At 45.8% G+C, this 17,762-nt stretch carries 15 protein-coding genes and 1 pseudogene; 6 read left to right on the plus strand and 10 right to left on the minus strand.

Annotation, left to right across the window (positions count from 1 at the left end; genetic code table 11):
- Positions 1-6 precede the first annotated feature (6 nt).
- The 4 genes from JZ784_RS10525 (at position 7) to htpG (ending at position 4,886) form a co-directional block, all read left to right on the plus strand.
- On the plus strand, positions 7-1,419 hold the full coding sequence (locus JZ784_RS10525; RefSeq protein ID WP_005006997.1) for a Na+/H+ antiporter family protein: 1,413 nt from the start codon (positions 7-9) through the stop codon (positions 1,417-1,419).
- A gap of 320 nt (positions 1,420-1,739) precedes the next feature.
- Positions 1,740-2,336 carry an OmpW family outer membrane protein gene (locus tag JZ784_RS10530; RefSeq protein WP_005006999.1) on the plus strand — a complete coding sequence of 199 codons (597 nt, stop codon included), beginning with the start codon at positions 1,740-1,742 and terminating at the stop codon, positions 2,334-2,336.
- Positions 2,337-2,523: 187 nt separating this feature from the next.
- Positions 2,524-2,868, plus strand: coding sequence for a hypothetical protein (locus JZ784_RS10535; RefSeq protein WP_346314841.1), 345 nt, complete (start codon positions 2,524-2,526; stop codon positions 2,866-2,868).
- Positions 2,869-2,963: 95 nt separating this feature from the next.
- The gene (gene htpG / locus JZ784_RS10540) at positions 2,964-4,886 is read left to right on the plus strand and encodes a molecular chaperone HtpG (protein ID WP_346314842.1); all 1,923 of its coding nucleotides are present in this window, start codon (positions 2,964-2,966) and stop codon (positions 4,884-4,886) included.
- A 278-nt stretch (positions 4,887-5,164) separates the two neighbouring features.
- Here the strand turns inward: htpG and JZ784_RS10545 are convergent, their stop codons facing one another.
- From JZ784_RS10545 to JZ784_RS10565, 5 genes are all read right to left on the minus strand, one after another.
- Positions 5,165-6,295: a hypothetical protein gene (locus JZ784_RS10545; protein WP_346314843.1), complete on the minus strand. Its 1,131-nt coding sequence runs from the start codon at positions 6,293-6,295 to the stop codon at positions 5,165-5,167.
- Between the two features lie 100 nt (positions 6,296-6,395).
- A complete protein-coding gene (locus tag JZ784_RS10550; RefSeq protein WP_346314844.1) occupies positions 6,396-7,736 on the minus strand; it encodes a hypothetical protein in 1,341 nt (446 codons plus the stop codon).
- 13 nt (positions 7,737-7,749) lie between these two features.
- On the minus strand, positions 7,750-7,929 hold the full coding sequence (locus tag JZ784_RS10555) for a hypothetical protein (RefSeq protein WP_346314845.1): 180 nt from the start codon (positions 7,927-7,929) through the stop codon (positions 7,750-7,752).
- A 317-nt stretch (positions 7,930-8,246) separates the two neighbouring features.
- Positions 8,247-8,504 carry a hypothetical protein gene (locus JZ784_RS10560; protein ID WP_346314846.1) on the minus strand — a complete coding sequence of 86 codons (258 nt, stop codon included), beginning with the start codon at positions 8,502-8,504 and terminating at the stop codon, positions 8,247-8,249.
- Positions 8,505-8,663: 159 nt separating this feature from the next.
- Positions 8,664-8,900 carry a hypothetical protein gene (locus tag JZ784_RS10565; protein ID WP_346314847.1) on the minus strand — a complete coding sequence of 79 codons (237 nt, stop codon included), beginning with the start codon at positions 8,898-8,900 and terminating at the stop codon, positions 8,664-8,666.
- A gap of 227 nt (positions 8,901-9,127) precedes the next feature.
- Here JZ784_RS10565 and JZ784_RS10570 point away from each other — a divergent pair, with 227 nt between their 5' ends.
- Positions 9,128-9,328, plus strand: coding sequence for a dodecin family protein (locus JZ784_RS10570; protein ID WP_005007015.1), 201 nt, complete (start codon positions 9,128-9,130; stop codon positions 9,326-9,328).
- Positions 9,329-9,397: 69 nt separating this feature from the next.
- Here the strand turns inward: JZ784_RS10570 and JZ784_RS10575 are convergent, their stop codons facing one another.
- The 5 genes and pseudogenes from JZ784_RS10575 to ompR all read right to left on the minus strand — a co-directional run bounded on the left by JZ784_RS10575 (position 9,398) and on the right by ompR (position 15,018).
- Positions 9,398-10,084: a DsbA family oxidoreductase gene (locus tag JZ784_RS10575; protein WP_346314848.1), complete on the minus strand. Its 687-nt coding sequence runs from the start codon at positions 10,082-10,084 to the stop codon at positions 9,398-9,400.
- Positions 10,085-10,286: 202 nt separating this feature from the next.
- Positions 10,287-10,651: pseudogene (locus JZ784_RS10580) on the minus strand (GNAT family acetyltransferase).
- A gap of 122 nt (positions 10,652-10,773) precedes the next feature.
- Positions 10,774-12,291 (minus strand): acetyl-CoA hydrolase/transferase family protein, encoded by a 1,518-nt coding sequence (locus tag JZ784_RS10585; RefSeq protein ID WP_005007022.1) that lies wholly within the window; start codon positions 12,289-12,291, stop codon positions 10,774-10,776.
- Between the two features lie 206 nt (positions 12,292-12,497).
- The gene (locus JZ784_RS10590) at positions 12,498-13,958 is read right to left on the minus strand and encodes an ATP-binding protein (protein ID WP_346314849.1); all 1,461 of its coding nucleotides are present in this window, start codon (positions 13,956-13,958) and stop codon (positions 12,498-12,500) included.
- A gap of 295 nt (positions 13,959-14,253) precedes the next feature.
- A complete protein-coding gene (gene ompR / locus JZ784_RS10595; RefSeq protein WP_005007026.1) occupies positions 14,254-15,018 on the minus strand; it encodes a two-component system response regulator OmpR in 765 nt (254 codons plus the stop codon).
- A gap of 332 nt (positions 15,019-15,350) precedes the next feature.
- Here ompR and JZ784_RS10600 point away from each other — a divergent pair, with 332 nt between their 5' ends.
- Complete coding sequence (locus JZ784_RS10600; protein ID WP_005007027.1) at positions 15,351-17,714, plus strand: Tex family protein; 2,364 nt, start codon at positions 15,351-15,353, stop codon at positions 17,712-17,714.
- The last annotated feature ends 48 nt before the right edge of the window (positions 17,715-17,762 follow it).

The following is a 17,762-nucleotide window of genomic DNA, read 5'->3' on the forward strand; positions in this document are numbered from 1 at the left end:
CTATTCATGAATGCCGTAGTAATCGCGATTGCGGTGATGTTTATACTCTCCATCGCACGAGTTTCTGTTGTCTTGACTTTGGTCATTTCAGCAATCATTGGCGGCCTGGTCGCTGGACTGAGCCTGTCAGATACCATCAATGCATTTAACTCAGGCTTAGGCGATGGCGCAGAAGTTGCGCTGGCTTATGCAGTGCTTGGCGCATTTGCGCTAGCGCTGTCAAAATCAGGGCTTCCTGATTTATTGGCGCATAAGCTGATTGGCCTGCTGGGTGCAGAAGTCAGCCATGTCCGGGCCAAAAGGGTGAAATATTTGCTGTTAAGTATTTTGCTGGTGGCTGCAATCTGCTCTCAAAACCTCATTCCTGTGCATATTGCCTTTATCCCTGTATTGGTTCCACCTTTATTGAAGGTCATGAACCATTTGAATTTAGACCGCCGCGCCGCTGCCTGCGTTTTAACGCTGGGCTTGGTGGGGACGTATATTTTGCTGCCGGTCGGCTTTGGCGCTATTTTCCTGGAACAGATTTTGATGGGCAACATCAATAAAATTGGCGCAGCTTACGGTTTGCATGTAGAGCGCTGGATGATGCCTGCGGGGATGGCCATTCCTGTATTGGGCATGGCGCTTGGGACGCTTTTTGCAGTGTTTGTCAGTTACCGCAAGCCCCGCATATATGTGGACCGAGCTGTAGCCCGGGTCACTGCAATTGATTTAGATAAACCGATTCGCGCAGGCGAAGTGCAGCTGCTGGATGATGCAGAAGAATTAAAGCATGAAGCTGAAAAAGCGCCGGTGATCGCTAAAAAAACCATGCTGATGGCGTTCTTGGCCATTGTATTGACCTTGGCTGCTCAGCTGTATTCAGGCTCAATGATTTTAGGCGGTTTGGTCGGTTTTGCCGTCTTGTCCGGCGCAGGCATTTTTAAATGGCAAGATGCAGATGATGTTTTTGTGCAAGGCATGCGCATGATGGCTTTAGTGGGCTTCATCATGATTTCCGCAGCAGGTTTTGCATCCGTGATGACACAGACCGGAGACATTAATCAGCTGGTCAATGGCGTGGTGCATATCATTGGTGATAACCATGCGCTTGCGGCCTTCCTCATGCTGTTTATTGGCTTGTTTGTCACCATTGGGATTGGCTCATCATTTTCCAGCGTGCCTGTACTGGCGGTGATTTATGTCCCGCTTTGCGTGCAATTCGGCTTCAGTCCGCTGGCGACGGTCGCGCTGATTGGCACAGCGGCTGCATTGGGCGATGCCGGTTCGCCTGCGTCAGATTCAACTTTGGGCCCAACCGCAGGCCTTGGGGTGGATGGCCAGCATGATCATATCTGGGATACGGTGATTCCTACATTCATCCATTTCAATATTCCATTGATGATCTTTGGCTGGATTGCGGCAATGGTGCTTTAATCCGTTAAATGAATAAAAAAGGCGATTTTAAAATCGCCTTTTTTTATGCCTAATTCTGATTAAAACTGTCTGGATAAAATAATATTTATTGTTTAATTCCGATGATTTTGGTTGGTATATAATGAGGATGTTATAATATTTTAATAAATTAATAAAACCCACCTTCAAGCTTGGTTTAAAATAAATAATTAAATTAAACAAACACTTATTAAATAATAATAATGAATATTAATTAATGCTATTGCATAATTTTTATAATAGCGGATATGATTAATTAATGTTTGAAATTAGATATTAATTTTCCCAGAGGTTGTTTGAATATGTTAAAGCAAGTTGCTCTTATTTCATTATTGGGTCTTTCTGCTTCTGCGATGGCAGGCCAATGGCAGGTGAAAGTTGGCGGTTCAGCAGTTGCTCCGACAAGTGATACTTCTGTCTCTGGCTTAGGTGTTGTGAAAGCGGATAGTGAATTAGCATTCACACCATCTGTAGAATATTTCTTTAATGATAATATTTCTGCAGAGCTGCTTTTAGCGGCGCCTATCAGCCATGATGTAACATTAAATGGTGTAGATGCCGTTAAGCTTAAGCATTTGCCGCCAACAATTACTGCAAAATATCACTTTAAAAATGCAAGCCGTTTTACGCCTTATGTGGGTGTAGGTGCAACTGCATTTATTCCATGGGATGAAGAAACGCGCGGTTTAGGCGGCCTTGATGTTGATGTCAAAGAGGCTTATGGTGTTGCTGGCCAGATTGGTTTTAACTTCCAGCCCGCAGATGCGAAGAACTGGGGCGTTTTTGCAGATGTCCGTTATGCACAGCTGAGCCCGGAAGTGAAAATTGAAACACTTCAATCTTTTGATCTAGATATTGATCCGCTTGTTTATACCATTGGCTACAGCTACAAATTCTAATAATAAAAAATAAAATCAGCGCTTGAACCCCGTCTATATGATGGGGTTTTTATTCATGCGCCGCACAAAATTATAACGATTATGGAAGTAGGCTGTATTGCGGCTTAAGCTGATTCAACGTACAGTTTAATAACTGAAATTTATAAAAAAAGCCCTAAAGGGAATTTTAATGAGAAGGGCAGCAGGCATGAAAATTCAGCAATATTTAGTTTTGGTTCTTTTCAGCGGCGCAAGTTATTTTACTTCTGCAGCCAGCTTTGACTGCAGTCAGGCAAAAACCGTCACGGAACATACGGTCTGCAATCATCTCATTTTAAATGATGCAGATGTAAAAATGGCCACGACTTACAATATTCTTAAGCGTCTGGTGCCGATGGGCACGAGAGGGGCGATTCAGGATCAGCAGGTGAAATGGCTGCAGATGCGGGACCAATGCCGTGACAATGTCAGCTGCCTGACGGAGGTCTATAAAATGCGTCAGCAAAAACTGGATCTGTATATGAACCGCATCTATCAGCAAGGGCCGTTTTAAGCCCTTTTTTCATGCTTGCAGGATTGAAAATTTCTGAAGTTGCTCCATTCATATAGCTGTATATAAAAAAACTGTTCATATTTGAGGATAAACTGATGAGCGAGCAAAACGTAAAAAAACACAGCTTTCAGGCAGAAGTCGCACAGCTGCTGCATTTAGTAACCCATTCGCTGTATTCCAATCCTGAAATTTTTCTGCGCGAACTGATTTCAAATGCGTCTGATGCCTGTGATAAATTGCGTTTTGAAGGCATCAATCATGCCGAATATTATGAAAATGATCCAAACCTGCATATCCGCGTCATTTTAGATCAAGACAATAAAACGCTGACGATTTCTGACAATGGCATCGGCTTGAGCCAGCAGGAAGCCATTGACAACTTAGGCACTATTGCAAAATCCGGCACCAAAGACTTTATGTCCAAACTGACAGGCGACCAAAAATCGGATGCACAGCTGATTGGCCAGTTTGGCGTCGGCTTTTATTCAGGCTTTATTGTTGCAGATAAAATTACTGTGGAATCGCGCCGCGCCGGCTTAGATGCCTCTGAAGGCGTGCGCTGGATCAGCGGCGGTACAGGCGAGTTTGAGGTGGAGCAAATCAGCAAGGCTTCACGTGGAACCGATATCATTCTGCACCTGCGTGATGATGCTTTGGATTATTTGGACGCGTATAAAGTCAAGCGGATTATCAATAAATACTCAGACCACATCAGCCTGCCGATTGAAATGCAGAAGGAAATCTGGCAGGAAGAAGAAGCGGCAGAAGGTGAAGAGCCAAAAGCTGGCCAATATGTGAAAACGGATGAGTGGGAAGCCATTAATTCCGCCAGCGCCTTATGGACCCGCAGCAAAAGTGAAATTACCGATGAGCAGTACATCGAATTTTATAAGAATTTGACGCATGATTTTGATGCGCCTTTGGCTTGGGCGCATAACCGTGTCGAAGGCAGCACTGAATATACGCAGCTGCTGTACATTCCAAGCAAAGCGCCGGGCAATATTTTTACCCGTGAAGCCAAAGCGGGCATCAAGCTGTATGTGAAACGCGTGTTTATCATGGATGATGCTGACAGTCTGATTCCAAACTACCTGCGATTTGTACAGGGTGTTGTAGACAGCGCTGATTTGCCGCTGAATGTCAGCCGTGAACTGCTGCAGGAAAGCCGTGATGTGAAAACCATTCGGGAAGGCAATGCGCGCCGTGTCCTGAATTTGCTGGATAGTTTAGCGAAATCTGAAAATGAGCAGGATCAAGACAAATTCAAAACCTTCTATGCTGAATTTGGTTCAGTATTGAAAGAAGGCTTAGGCGAAGACATGGGCAACCGTGAACGCATTTTGAAATTATTGCGCTTTGCCAGCTCAGTGAATGATGAAGTATCGACGTCTTTGGCCGATTACAAAGCCCGTATGAAAGAGGGTCAAAAGGCTATTTATTATGTGACGGCAGACAGTCTGAGCGCCGCCAAAAATTCGCCGCAGCTGGAACTGTTCAAGAAAAAGGGCATTGAAGTGCTGCTGATGTCTGAGCGTGTGGATGAATGGGCGATGGAATTCGTGACTGAATTTGATGGCTTGCCGATGCAGAACGTGGCAAAAGGCGCTGTAGATTTAGGTGATTTGCAGGATGCGGAAGAGAAGAAAGCCTTGGAAGCTGCCGCTGAACAATTTAAGCCCGTGGTGGACAAACTGGCAGATTCTTTAAAAGGCAAAACTAAAGAGGTGCGTGTCACAACGCGCTTAGTTGATTCGCCAGCCTGTTTGGTCACAGGGGATGGTGAACTTTCACCGCAATTGATCCGCATGCTGAAGCAGGCGGGCCAGCCAGTGCCGGAAAGCAAGCCCATTTTAGAAATTAATCCAGAGCATCCTTTGGTGAAAAAACTGGATGGCGCTGCGCATTTTGATGATTTGGCGAATGTAATTTTTGATCAGGCGCTGATTGCGGAAGGAGGTTTGCCTGAAGATCCGGCGTCGTATTTAAAACGCATTAACAGCCTGCTGTTAAAATCATAAACAGCAGGCGCTAAAACAGCGTCAGAACAATACCAGTCAGTGCATAAGCTGACTGGTATTTTTTTTGAATATGACTGCTGTATTGAAGCAGCCTGAATGTCATCCGCGGCGGTTAGAAGCGAGCGCCTTGCATGGCGCAGTACCGCTGCAAATGCACATCCTTGATTTGATTTGAGCTGCTGAGCCTGCATCAAGACCGGTAAAATGGCCGGCGGATATGTTTAAACGCTTTGACTGCAGCATGATTCCGTCAAGGGGCTTTTGCGCCCAGGCTGAATTCAGAATAAGGCTTCCATACGCACCAGCGCGCCAATAAAATGGCTGCGGTCATTGCGGTGATCATTCAGGTAATTTAAATCGCCCTGAATATAAAACCACTCTCTTAAAAATGGCTGACGCCATGATACATAAGGCCCCCAGCTGTTTAAGCGCAAATCTTTATTATTGAGGAAACCACCTGTATATACGCCGTAGCTGAACGTATGCTCATGGAAAAACTTATGCTGGCGGAAGATGAAATTATCCCAGGTGAGATCATCTTCCTGCGTATCCGCATAGGTAAGGTTAAACTGGTCCGCCAATAGGGCTTTATTGGGGCTGTTTTGAACCAGCTCTAAATTGGTGCGCAAATAATTTTCACTGTCTACGCCGTAGCGGTAAATTTGTTCAGCATGGAATTTGAAATCATTTTCAAGTTCCCAGTCTTTTTTTGCTTTGACACGGATATAGATATCATCTCCAGAGCGGACACCGAGGTCAAAATCAGTTTCAAAAGGAAGGTGCTTGGAAAAATTTGACCAGCGCAGCGCCAGAGAGCTGTTGTCTTCACGTATGCGCTCTTTATCAAAATTTTTATCTGATGCGCTTGGGGTATTCTCATTGGTAATAGCATTGTTATTGGCCAATTCATTGTCTAGAGAGTCATCACCAAACACCAGGCTGACTTTGCGCTCTAAGGTCGGCAGTTTGATCTTGCCTCGAATGCGGGGCTTGAATTCGTAGCCGTCATGCTTATTCCAGCTGCTGTCTAACAGGACCCGCAGTGTTGCAGATGCTGGATGACGGGGATCTGGGTCTCCAAACCAATTGTCAATTTTATTGGCGGTTCGGTCTGCCCAGTTGCGGATGCTTTTCTGCTGGCGGTCGCTCCATGTGCTGTCTTCTGTTTCAGCAGTCGTTGGCACATAGCTGGAATCAGACTGTTCGGGCAGAAAGGTTGGAACCGCATCGATCATCCGGGGAATTAGATAGAGCAAGCCCTGTTCACTGTTATTAACCGTATCTATATTTTCGGCATCAGCTGCTGGCGCTGCAGCTGGTGTTTCATTGGCCAAAACTGTACAGCATGTGATCCCTAGAGCCGCAGAAAGAAAAATTTTTTTTGCAAAGCAGATATTATTTTTGGGCATATTCTAAAGCTCTTATATATCTTTTACTTAACCGTAGTTTTGTTGGATATCCCATAGAAAAGCAAGAATAAGCTGCAATAATAATACCATTTAAAATCAGCTAGGCCGTCTCGCCTGGCAGATGCTGCTGAATGGCCTCATACAGTTCTGCAGCATGGATGGGCTGCGGCAGAGTTGAAATAATGGATTGGATCATTTGCCAATTTAGGCCATGCCTGCGGTGCAAAATTAAATAGGGATAGGCGGTTTCTGTTTTAGACAGCGCTAAGCGTTTTTCGCCATGAATCACGCGGATTTTTTGCCGTTCTTCCAGCAGTAAAATAGGGGTGCTGAAATCTGCCTCTGGTTCCGAAAATTGAATGAACTTTTGTGTGTGAATGGCTTGAGACGGGATAAAGGGATGGCCATGATCCATTTCCCAGACAGTTTTTGCCTGTTCATAACAGCATTTAAACAGCGTGTCTGCACGCTGCATTGAAGTTTCCAGCGCAATCAGGCTGATTTCGTGAGTGGAGGCCAGCCGATGGCCGGACTGCTGGGCGAACAGTTGGCTGAGTTCTACCGCCTGCACTGGATTGCATGCGCCCAAAAGGATCAGATGCTTGATGAATTGCCCTTGCGCATTGATTTGCGCCGCAATATAGACTGGGCGGGTGTGCCATGTAGCAAATTCGGCGCCATACAGTGCAATATCATACTGCTGTGCAATCTCAGGCGCATCAGGCAGCAGCACGGTATACAGCGGCGGCTTTTCAGCTGCAGGCAATGTCAGTTTATGCAATTGGCCCTGCATTTTATTGAATAGAATAGATTCAGGAATCTGCCTTGACACGTCCATTATATGCGTTGAATCTTCGGCTTCGGCTTCGGCTTCGGCTTCGGCTTCGGCTTCGGCTTCGGCTTCGGCTTCGGCTTCGGCTTCGGCTTCGGCTTCGGCTTCGGCTTCGGCTTCGGCTTCGGCTTCGGCTTCGGCTTCGCGCTTTGCATCATCGGTGCTAAGGCACGCATAGTGCTTTTGCATTTGAAGCATCCACGAATAGTTGTCTTCAAAATTTCCCCAGTCACTGATCAATGCCGTCCGGTTGGATGCGGGAATCAGCCAGATTTGCCAGCCTTTATTCAAGACATGCAAAAATGCCCAGCCAGATTGAGGCATTAAATACAGCTGCTTTTCCAGCGAAAGCTCATCGGTGAAATAGCCCCGGAAATCTTGCGCAAAGGGTGTGCCTGCAGCAAAAGTTTGGGCTGCCGCGTGCGGCTCAATTCGAGCTTTATAAGAGAGGATCTGCTTTTGAAAAATAGGCTCGTCACAGAGCGAAAAAATATCTTTAATGCGCTTTTTTGCTTTGGCAATTTCATAAAAAGAAAGCGCCCGATGTTCTAAATCATTTGTTAATTGATGCAGTTCTTTAATGAGAAGCGCTTTTTCTAACGCATTCATTCAGTTGATTCCCCTAGAGAAATTTTTGAGCTTTTTCTAAATATTTTGCTAAAACGATATTGGCTGCCAATTCGATTAATTTATATTCTGCAGAATTTGGCTGCGGGTGTTGTTCTGCCATCTCAATCAAGTCATCAAGATTAATGGCTTGCGGTGAAACTTTTCCCTGTATAAGCGCCTGAAGGTTTTGCATAGGCAGACCTATGTATTTGACAAAAAGAATGATATTGAATTGATTATATGTATTTCAGGAAAAAAAGCATGAAAAAAAACGTCAAGTTTTGACGAATAGTCTGCAAAATTGACAAAAAAAGTGCATTTTAGTGAAAAAATAACCGTATTTTTAAAATCGGGCTTTGGATTTCCGCATGCTCACGGGCTTGCCTTGCTCGGGAAAAGGCCGAAAAGCGGGCGCTCTGTACTGGCTTAGGCATATTGTCAAATGAAATAAAAAAAGCAGACCCGTAGAATACGGATCTGCTTTTTTTTGACAGAAAAATCAGCTTGAATTTAAGCCGATTTTTCTGATGCTGCCTGATTTAATCCAGATGCTTCAGAAACAGGCGCTTGAGTGCCGGGATTTGAAGCTTGAACAGGTGCTTCTTTTTTAACTGGAAAATCAGGTGTATAAACAACTTGTGCAGAGACAGTAGCAGAAATGGCCATAACAGCAATAGCGAAGACTGATTTTAGTGCGTTCATGATTATTTCCTTTTCTAAAGTCCAGCAAAGCTGGACGGGAGATGCATTTAATGCTTTCAATTTCATTTAAAATAATAGCAAAACACATGCAATAGAAAATGATCAATTCGGCAACAGAAGATGAGCGGTTTGTTTTTTATTGCTATAAAACAATTGTTTAGAGTAAATATTCTAAGTGGTCAGCCTTGCGCATGACCACTTGCTGCAGGTTCTTAATGCTCGAAATTAAGCATGCTTCGAACATTTTTTTTGGTAAACTTTTCCAGCAATACCGCCGATTACAGCGCCGCTGAATGTGCCGAAAACGGGTAAAATGCTGCCGGCAACAGCGCCAATCAATACCCCTTTTACCGTGGGTGAAAACTTAGATGATTTCGCGCAGCTGCTTTTGCGGCAAGAGGCCTCTGCAGCAGTGTCCTGAGGCGCAGAGTCTGAAGCAGAGGATAGATTTTCTGTAGTCATATTGCTCTCGATAGCTGATAGGGTAGAGCCTTTAGATTATAGGGCTTTGAGGCTTTGCATTGTCTTGAGCATGTAAGATGGAGCAACGATTTGTAAGCTAAAAATAAAGAAAATATTAACTGTGTCTATTCCGTAAGTTTTTGCTGTTCAAGTTTTAAAGTGCCTATTGTTGTTTATTTTTTAATCTAGTATAGAGCCTCGATAAGAAAAATTGAGGAACAGCGGTAATGGCCATTGCAAAAATTGTAGAAGTAAATTCCAGCAGTACCCAAAGTTTTGAGGATGCAATTCAAACCGGAATCGCCAAGGTAACCGAAACGGTAAAAAACGTGCAGGGCGCTTGGGTCAACGAACAGAAAGTGATGATCTCAGACAACAAAATTACGGAATACCGCGTCAACTTAAAGATCAGCTTCTTGGTCGATTAACAGATTTATAGATATGCAGCGCTAAAAAAATCCCCAGATGAGGGGATTTTTTTATTCAGGCAACGCTAATTATTTTTCTGGGGTTTCACAGCTTTCATCACTGCATACCGGGGTTGGGGCAAGCTCGGGAAGCTCAGCGGCTTTATCCATCACTTGTTTAAACACTTCTTTGGGCTGAGCGCCTGCCAATGCAATACGCTGTTCAAATACAAAGAAGGGTACACCGGTAATTTTTAATTGATCACGGGCAACTTCTTCATCATATTTTACAAAATCGGCAAATTCATCTGAGTCGAGCAAGTCATCAACTTCAACTGGATTCAAGCCAATGCGGGAGGCAACATCTTCCAAGGTTTCACGCTCACCAATGGCTAAGCCTTGGGTCATATAACTATAGAAAAAGGCTTCTTCCGCTTCCGAGCCTAGGCCTTTGCTTTGCGCCAAATGAATGAGGCGGTGCGCATTCAATGTATTGCCTGAATTGGCTTTTTGCCAGTTAAAATCAATGCCTTCAGCCTTGGCCATTTCTGCAATATTGCGCTGCATGTCTTCAACTTCTTCAATGCTGCGGCCGTATTTTTGCGCCAGACGTTCAGTATTGGAAATTTCCAGGCGAGCGGGCGCATCTGCATCAAGTTGATAGCTGTGCCAAAACACTTCAAGTTCTACACCGGATTCTTCGGCAGCGGCTTCAAGACGTTTTTTCGCAATATAACAAAATGGGCAAACCACATCTGACCAGATATCTACACGCATGGGAAATCTCTTTTCTATATTCTGGGGAATTTATGGGGGCAAATCCTAAAATTTAAAGTCATGCATTGCAATCCATTTTTAGCCATGCTGCTGTAAATCACATCAATTTATTGGCCTTTAAAATAGCAGAAGAGGGGCTATATCTCTATTTATCCGGAATCAAGCGCTTGCCCAAACAAATCATGTCGATTTCTTCATAGCCCTATTGTTCATAAAAATTCTGTACATCGATGTTGTCGTGACGAATGAATCATTGAAGTTTTGGGCAGCCTCATGCTGTAAGCGCTTTTTCAATTGCTGAATCAGAGCAGTGGCAATGCCGTTGCGCTGTAAATCTGGGTGTACAGCAAGATCATTGACCCAGCCCCAGTGACCGTCATAGCCGCCCATGACACTTGCAATAAGCTGATCATCTTTGACGGCGAATAGAAAGAGCCGGTCTTGCTGGGCGAGCTTTCTGAAAATATCGATTTCCAGGTTATTCCATGGACGGATCAGATTGCAAAGTTCCCAAAGCGCAATCACGGCATCTAAATCAGATTCGAGATAGGGGCGAAGAATAAACATCGGTTTTTAAGCTTTTATTTTGATCAATATAAATCCGTCGGGTTTGCAGGATTTAATCAGCGGTCTTCAAAAATAAAAGGCATAAAAAAACGCCCTTGGGGGCGTTTTTTTATTGCGCAGAATTAAGCAGATTTCGCTTCTTTTTGTTGCGCCAGCATGTGGCCAGTTTCTTCGAAGTTAACGTGCCAAGACAGCGCTTCACGAAGAATGTGCGGCGTTTGACCGCCTTTTTCGCATGCGCGGTCAAAGTAATCGTTCAATGCATCACGATACATAGGGTGAGCGCAGTTGTCGATCACAGCGCGAGCACGTTCACGTGGCGCTAAACCGCGCAGGTCAGCTAAGCCTTGTTCAGTTACCAGGATATCTACGTCATGCTCTGCATGGTCAATATGCGATGCAAATGGCACAACCGAAGAAATGTCGCCGCCTTTCGCAATTGATTTAGTCACGAAGATTGCAAGGTGAGCATTACGCGCGAAGTCGCCTGAACCGCCGATGCCGTTCATCATTTTTGTACCGCAAACGTGAGTTGAGTTTACGTTGCCGTAAATGTCGAACTCAAGCGCAGTGTTGATGCCGATAATGCCCAAGCGGCGAACCAATTCAGGGTGGTTCGAAATTTCTTGCGGACGAAGCACCAACTTGTCTTTGTACTGTTCAAGGTTGTTAAATACTTTTTCGCCGTATTTAGCAGAAAGCGTAATGGAAGAACCTGAAGCAAATTTCATTTTGCCTGCATCAATCAATTCAAATGTGCAGTCTTGCAGCACTTCTGAGTACATCACCAGATCTTCAAAGTTGGATTCTTTCAAGCCAGTCAATACAGCGTTTGCAATTGAACCGATCCCTGCCTGCAGCGGGCCAAGGTCTTTCGGCAGGCGGCCTGCTTCCACTTCTTTTTCAAAGAAAGCGATTAGATGGTTAGCAATGCCTTGAGTCTCATCATCCGGTTCAGTCACTGTAGATGGAGAATCGTGGTATTCGCTGTTGAAAACGATGCCGACAATTTTAGACGGATCGATATTGATTGCGCTTGTGCCAATGCGCTCATCCACTTGAGTCAATGGAATTGGCTGGCGCGTTGGGCGGTAAGACGGGATGTAGATATCGTGCAGGCCTTCAAAAGCCGGGCTTAAGTTGGTGTTGATTTCTACAATCACTTCTTTTGCAAAAATAGCAAAGCTTGCAGAGTTGCCGACAGAAGTCGTCGGGATGATGCCGCCGTCTTCAGTAATCGCCACAGCTTCAATCACTGCAACGTCCGGTTTTTTCAGCTGCAGGTTGCGCATTTGTTCAACCGTTTCAGACAAGTGCTGATCGATGAACATCACTTCGCCTTTGTTGATCGCTTTACGTAAAGTATTGTCGACTTGGAAAGGCAGGCGGCGTGCAAGAACACCGGCTTCAGTTAACTGCTTGTCGAGGTCATTGCCTAAAGACGCACCCGTGATCAATGTGATTTTCAATGGGTTTGCTTTTGCTTGTTTCACCAACGCTAAAGGCACCGCTTTTGCTTCACCTGCGCGGGTGAAGCCGCTCATACCTACCGTCATGCCATCTTTGATAAATGCCGCTGCTTGTTCAGCGCTGATAACTTTATCGTGAAGTGATGCTAAACGAATGCGATCTAAAGACATGTTTTACTCTCTGGGAAATCTTAAAACTGATACGGATTGTACCGATCAAAAAAGCTATTTTGCATACCTGTTAGGCTAAGGTCTAATTTTTTGAAAAAATGCGGGTATAAGATATTTTTATGATTTTTAAGATATTGTTTTAAAAAACAAAAACTAAGCTTGTTTAAGGATTGCACAAAACTGTTTGTTCGCTATTTGAGCGCTTGCTAGAAGCGCTCACTGAAAGTTTGCTTGATTTTTTCTAAGGGGCTGCTGCTTAAAACTTCATCAGCTTCGGTTTTCTTCAGCGGCAATGAAATCACCGCTTCTAAACCGCCTTGAGGGCGGTTATGAATTGAAAGCTGCCCTTCATGGATATCCACAATGCGCTTGACAATCGCCAGGCCTAAGCCGCTGCCTTGCACCGTTCGGGCATCATTGCCGCGGACAAAGGGCTGCATCAGGTCTGCAATCTGATCATCCGGAATGCCTTCGCCATTGTCCGCCACACTGATCATCAGCTGCTCAGCTTCTACATATGCGGACAGCTCAATGGGTTCTGCGCCGTAGCGTTTCGAGTTGTTGATTAAATTGCCGATCAGGCGTTTGAGAGACAGGCTGCGCGCTTGAATAATCGGCAGCTCTTGCGCTTCAAAGCGGATATCCAAGGGTTTGAATTGAATAATCAGTTCCTGCAGCAGCATGTTGATATCGGTATCTTGCGGCTCTTCATCTGAGCCGTCACGCATATACGAAATAAACTGATTTAAAATCGCGTCCATATCCTCAACATCATAAATCAGGCCTTCTTTGAGGAAGTCATCATCCGGCATCATTTCTGCACTCAGGCGGATGCGGGTCAGCGGCGTGCGCAAATCATGCGAGATGCCCGCCAGCATGATGCGGCGGTCACGCTCGGCCTGATCCAGCGTATAAATCATATGATTAAAGGCTTGGTTCACCTCACGGATTTCCTGCGGGCCGTGATTGGTTTCCAAGTAGGGCGCTGTGCCGGTCTTGCTGTAGCTGTTGGCGGCATGCTGCAGGCGGGCTAAGGGCCGGTTGAGCTGGCGCACTAAAGTTAGAATAATTACCGCGGCAATCAGCGGAATCCCCAGCAGCCAGCCAAAAATCAGCTCGGGGCTGTAATTGGCATAGGTCTTTAACGGCTCCCTCACCCAATTGCCATTCATTTCAGGCGTTTGAATCCAAATGCGCGGGTCGGGCTTAAATTGGAAATACACGGTGGCATTGTCAATGCGCATTTCATTGGCGAGTTTTTTTTCAATTTGGTTGGTAAAAAACTCAGCAATGACTTTGTCTTTGACATTGGGAAATTCTTTGGGATCGGTAATGTATTCAATGCCAACGCGGTTTTTCATCCAGGTGTCGACATCCACTTCGGCATTGTTATGGAAAATGCGCAGATCAGGATTGTTGATAATTTCCAATTCGACCGCTAAATAGCGCGCATGCTGCTGAATTTCCGGCAAATACAGCGTGCGCCAAAAGAACCAGAGGGACATGAATAAGCTGAAAAAGACAATAAACAGAACCAGAACCGTGGTGCGCATGGCGGCGGATCGCGGTTTGACTTTGTCTAAGAAGCGTTCCCAAGAGGTGCGTTTTTTTTCTTGGTAGGCTGCGTAGTCGGTAAATTCTTGCGGGTCGATGGGGTCAAGTTTCACGAATTGATCCTGAATTGATACATCATGATTTTCTGCTTTTTATTGTTCAGATGCGATTGCACAGCACGGCGGCGTCTTGCCATTAGAATTAATTTGATGGAATAACCTTCGGTTCGACCTACTTTTGTTTCGGCAAAAGTAGGCAAAACCATTTCATTCGCAAAACTCGTTCGCTTACAGTGATAAAAGTATATTTATCGCAGAAACAAAATTTATCGGATGCCTCCTGTCTCAAACAGTTGCGAATGGGCTGTCACGTAATTCAAAGCTGGGAATTCATCTATGACTTAAAAAATTACTCAGCGCCATCTGGAACAAAGACATAGCCTACGCCCCATACGGTTTGAATGTAGCGCGCGCGGGCAGGGTTTTCTTCCACTAAACGGCGCAGGCGCGAGACTTGAACATCAATTGAGCGCTCCATTGCGCCCCATTCACGTCCGCGGGCTAAATTCATCAGCTTGTCCCGGGTTAAGGGTTCACGCGGGTGCTGAACCAGCGCTTTCAATACCGCAAACTCGCCAGTTGTTAAGGTGACCACCTGACCTTCACGCGTCAATGTGCGTGTAGATAGATCTAAAGACCAAGGGCCGAAAGAGACCACTTCCATGTGCTGGCTTGGCGCGCCAGGCACTTCACGCACTTGGCGGCGCAGTACTGCGCGGATGCGCGCCAGCAGCTCATTCGGGTTGAATGGTTTCGGCAGATAGTCATCCGCACCGGCCTCCAGCCCCGCAATGCGGTCAGAATCGCTGCCGCGCGCTGTCAGCATGATAATCGGCGTATCAATATTGGATTGGCGCAGGCGGCGGCAAATGCTCAAGCCGTCTTCAACGGGCAGCATAAAATCCAGCACGATCAGTGAGAACAGCTCCCGCTGCAAAAGCCGGTCCATCTGAGTGGCATCATGTGCAGTTTTCACCACAAAGCCTTTGTCTTCTAAAAATCGCTGCAATAGCGTACGCAGGCGCACATCATCATCGACTACGAGAATGCGCTCTACGCGGTCTGTATCGGCTTGTACGGCATCAGTCTTCTCGGCAGGTACCACTAAACTCATGATGTGCTCCTTATTCTTTATTGTCTTCGTAACAAAAGTTGGCATAACTTGAGTATACGACTCATGTGTATCTGTTGACTATGTTCTAAAGCAACAAATATTGCAGTTAAAATCAAGACATAGATACTAAATATATACATGGTTTGGCGGATAATTGACTTATATTTTTTGGGCTAAATTCATGTTTCATTAAAACTTTAAGTGAAAAATGTTAAATTGCAGTGAATTGGCAATAAAAACCGTAAGCAAATTAATAAAAACAATTGTGGATTTTATGGTCTTGGTCTTTATAATCATGGCTTTTAGAACTTATCCTTGTGGGATCACATACGATGACTGACTTAGTTCAGCAGTTGGCAACAGAAATTGCCGTACGTCCAAATCAAGTTGAAGCTGCCATTAAATTAATTGATGAAGGTGCCAGCGTTCCATTTATTGCGCGTTACCGTAAAGAGGTGACGCAAGGCTTAGACGATACGCAGTTACGCCAACTCGACACGCGCTTATCGTATTTGCGTGACTTATACGAACGCCGTGAAAAAGTTATTGAATCGCTGAAAGAACAAAATAAATTATCTGACGATTTGCTTGCCCGTGTGAACGGTGCAGAAACTAAAAACGCATTAGAAGAAATTTACGCGCCATACCGTCCAAAACGCACCAGCAAATCATTTAAAGCTAAAGAAGCTGGCTTAGGCCCAATTGCTGAGAAAATTTTTGCAGAAGCGGTAGATCCTGCTGAAGCATTGGCGGGGTTCAGCCATGAAGACTATCCAGATGCAGAAAGCCAGCTGGACGCCATTCAGCATATTCTGATTGATGACTGGGCGCAAAATATCGCATTGACTGCAGAGCTGAAAGACACCTTTGCTAAAACTGCGGCGTTGAAAAGCTCCGTAGCGTCTGATGAGAAAAAAGAAGTCGGTAAAAAATTCCGTGATTACTTCGATTTCTCTGAAAATCTGAACAAAGTGCCGTCACACCGTTTGCTGGCGATGCTGCGCGGCCGTCAGGAAAACGTGCTGGGCTTGAAAGTGGACGGCGAAGACCATGCGCCATTGGCCCGCATTGAAACTGAATACAGCCTGGATGCAGTGCAGCCGCAAAGCCGTCAAGACTATTTGAAGCAAACAGCAAAACTGTTCTGGTTAGGCAAAATCCGCCCTGCCATTGAACATTCATTGCTCACGGAAAAGCGTTTGGCTGCCGAAGCTGAAGCAATGCATGTATTTGCAGAAAACTTACGCCATTTATTGCTGTCTGCGCCTGCAGGCGCGCGTTGCACATTGGGTGTAGACCCAGGCATCCGTACCGGTGTTAAATTGGCGGTCGTGAACCAGTCGGGCGATGTGGTTGCGCACAGCACAGTTTATCCATTTGCGCCAAAAGAAGACAAAGCTGGCTCAATTGCAGAGCTTGCGCGCCTTTGCCGTGAATTCAATGTCGACTTAATTGCCATTGGCAATGGCACAGCGAGCCGTGAAACTGAAGCTGTGGTTGCCGAAATGATGGCGGCCAACAGTGACTTGAAATTGACCCGCGTGTCTGTGTCTGAAGCAGGCGCATCGGTGTATTCAGCGTCTGAACTGGCATCGAACGAACTGCCTGATCTGGATGTTTCAATCCGCGGCGCCGTGTCGATTGCGCGCCGCCTGCAAGATCCATTAGCGGAACTTGTGAAGATTGATCCAAAATCGATTGGTGTGGGCCAGTACCAGCATGATGTGAATCAAACCGGTTTGGCGAATACGCTGGATGCGGTTGTGGAAGACTGTGTGAACGCCGTGGGTGTGGATGTGAACACCGCATCCGCCGCAATTTTGGGCTATATTGCGGGCCTGAATAAATCCATTGCGCAGCAAATTGTCGATTTCCGTAAAGAAAACGGCCGTTTTGACAACCGTCAGGCGTTGAAAAATGTGCCACGTTTGGGCGAACGCACTTTTGAGCAATCCGCGGGCTTCCTGCGCATTCAAGACGGTTCTGAACCATTGGATGCATCTGCCGTTCACCCTGAATCTTACGGTTTGGTGAATAAGATTGTTGAAGCGAAAGCAACAACAGTCAAAGACATGATCGGCAACAGCGAAATTATCCGCCAAGTCAAGGCGGAAGATTTTGCCGACGAACAATTCGGTTTGCCAACGATTCAGGATGTGTTGTCTGAATTGGAAAAACCGGGCCGTGACCCGCGTCCAGAATTCCGCACAGCGAAGTTCCGTGAAGACATCACCGAAGTATCACAGCTCACCGAAGGCTTGCAGCTGGAAGGCGTGATCACCAATGTGACCAACTTCGGCGCATTTGTGGATGTTGGCGTGCATCAGGATGGCTTAGTGCATATTTCTGAATTGGCGAATGAATTTGTGTCTGATCCGCATAAAGTGGTGAAACCGGGCCAAATCGTGCAAGTGCGTGTACTGACTGTAGACGCTGAGCGTAACCGCGTGAACTTGTCGATGCGTCCTGAAGGCTCAGAAGCGCCTGCTAAAGCGCCGCGTCAGCCGCGCCGTGAGCACAGCAATGAGCAGCGCGGTGACCGCAAGCCGCAAGGCAAACGTCCGCAAAACACGCGTCCTCAAGGTGATCGTCCGCAAAATAACCATAAGAAGCCGCAGGCTGCTAAACCGCAAGAAAATAAAATTGGCGGTTTGGGCGCATTGCTGCTTCAAGCAGGGATTAAAGGTTCGAAGTAATCTTTAATGCTGAAATAAAAAAACCTCCCGATGGGAGGTTTTTTTATG

This window comes from Acinetobacter sp. CWB-B33 (genome assembly GCF_039655955.1).
In the GTDB taxonomy this organism is placed as follows: Bacteria; Pseudomonadota; Gammaproteobacteria; order Pseudomonadales; family Moraxellaceae; genus Acinetobacter; species Acinetobacter bouvetii.

Excerpts from the sequence above, each read along its gene's own strand:
- JZ784_RS10525 (WP_005006997.1), top strand. The coding sequence starts at position 7 with ATGAATGCCGTAGTAATCGCGATTGCGGTGATGTTTATACTCTCCATC.
- JZ784_RS10530 (WP_005006999.1), top strand. The coding sequence starts at position 1,740 with ATGTTAAAGCAAGTTGCTCTTATTTCATTATTGGGTCTTTCTGCTTCT.
- JZ784_RS10535 (WP_346314841.1), top strand. The coding sequence starts at position 2,524 with ATGAAAATTCAGCAATATTTAGTTTTGGTTCTTTTCAGCGGCGCAAGT.
- htpG (WP_346314842.1), top strand. The coding sequence starts at position 2,964 with ATGAGCGAGCAAAACGTAAAAAAACACAGCTTTCAGGCAGAAGTCGCA.
- JZ784_RS10545 (WP_346314843.1), bottom strand. The coding sequence starts at position 6,295 with ATGCCCAAAAATAATATCTGCTTTGCAAAAAAAATTTTTCTTTCTGCG.
- JZ784_RS10550 (WP_346314844.1), bottom strand. The coding sequence starts at position 7,736 with ATGAATGCGTTAGAAAAAGCGCTTCTCATTAAAGAACTGCATCAATTA.
- JZ784_RS10555 (WP_346314845.1), bottom strand. The coding sequence starts at position 7,929 with ATGCAAAACCTTCAGGCGCTTATACAGGGAAAAGTTTCACCGCAAGCC.
- JZ784_RS10560 (WP_346314846.1), bottom strand. The coding sequence starts at position 8,504 with ATGAAATTGAAAGCATTAAATGCATCTCCCGTCCAGCTTTGCTGGACT.
- JZ784_RS10565 (WP_346314847.1), bottom strand. The coding sequence starts at position 8,900 with ATGACTACAGAAAATCTATCCTCTGCTTCAGACTCTGCGCCTCAGGAC.
- JZ784_RS10570 (WP_005007015.1), top strand. The coding sequence starts at position 9,128 with ATGGCCATTGCAAAAATTGTAGAAGTAAATTCCAGCAGTACCCAAAGT.
- JZ784_RS10575 (WP_346314848.1), bottom strand. The coding sequence starts at position 10,084 with ATGCGTGTAGATATCTGGTCAGATGTGGTTTGCCCATTTTGTTATATT.
- JZ784_RS10585 (WP_005007022.1), bottom strand. The coding sequence starts at position 12,291 with ATGTCTTTAGATCGCATTCGTTTAGCATCACTTCACGATAAAGTTATC.
- ompR (WP_005007026.1), bottom strand. The coding sequence starts at position 15,018 with ATGAGTTTAGTGGTACCTGCCGAGAAGACTGATGCCGTACAAGCCGAT.
- JZ784_RS10600 (WP_005007027.1), top strand. The coding sequence starts at position 15,351 with ATGACTGACTTAGTTCAGCAGTTGGCAACAGAAATTGCCGTACGTCCA.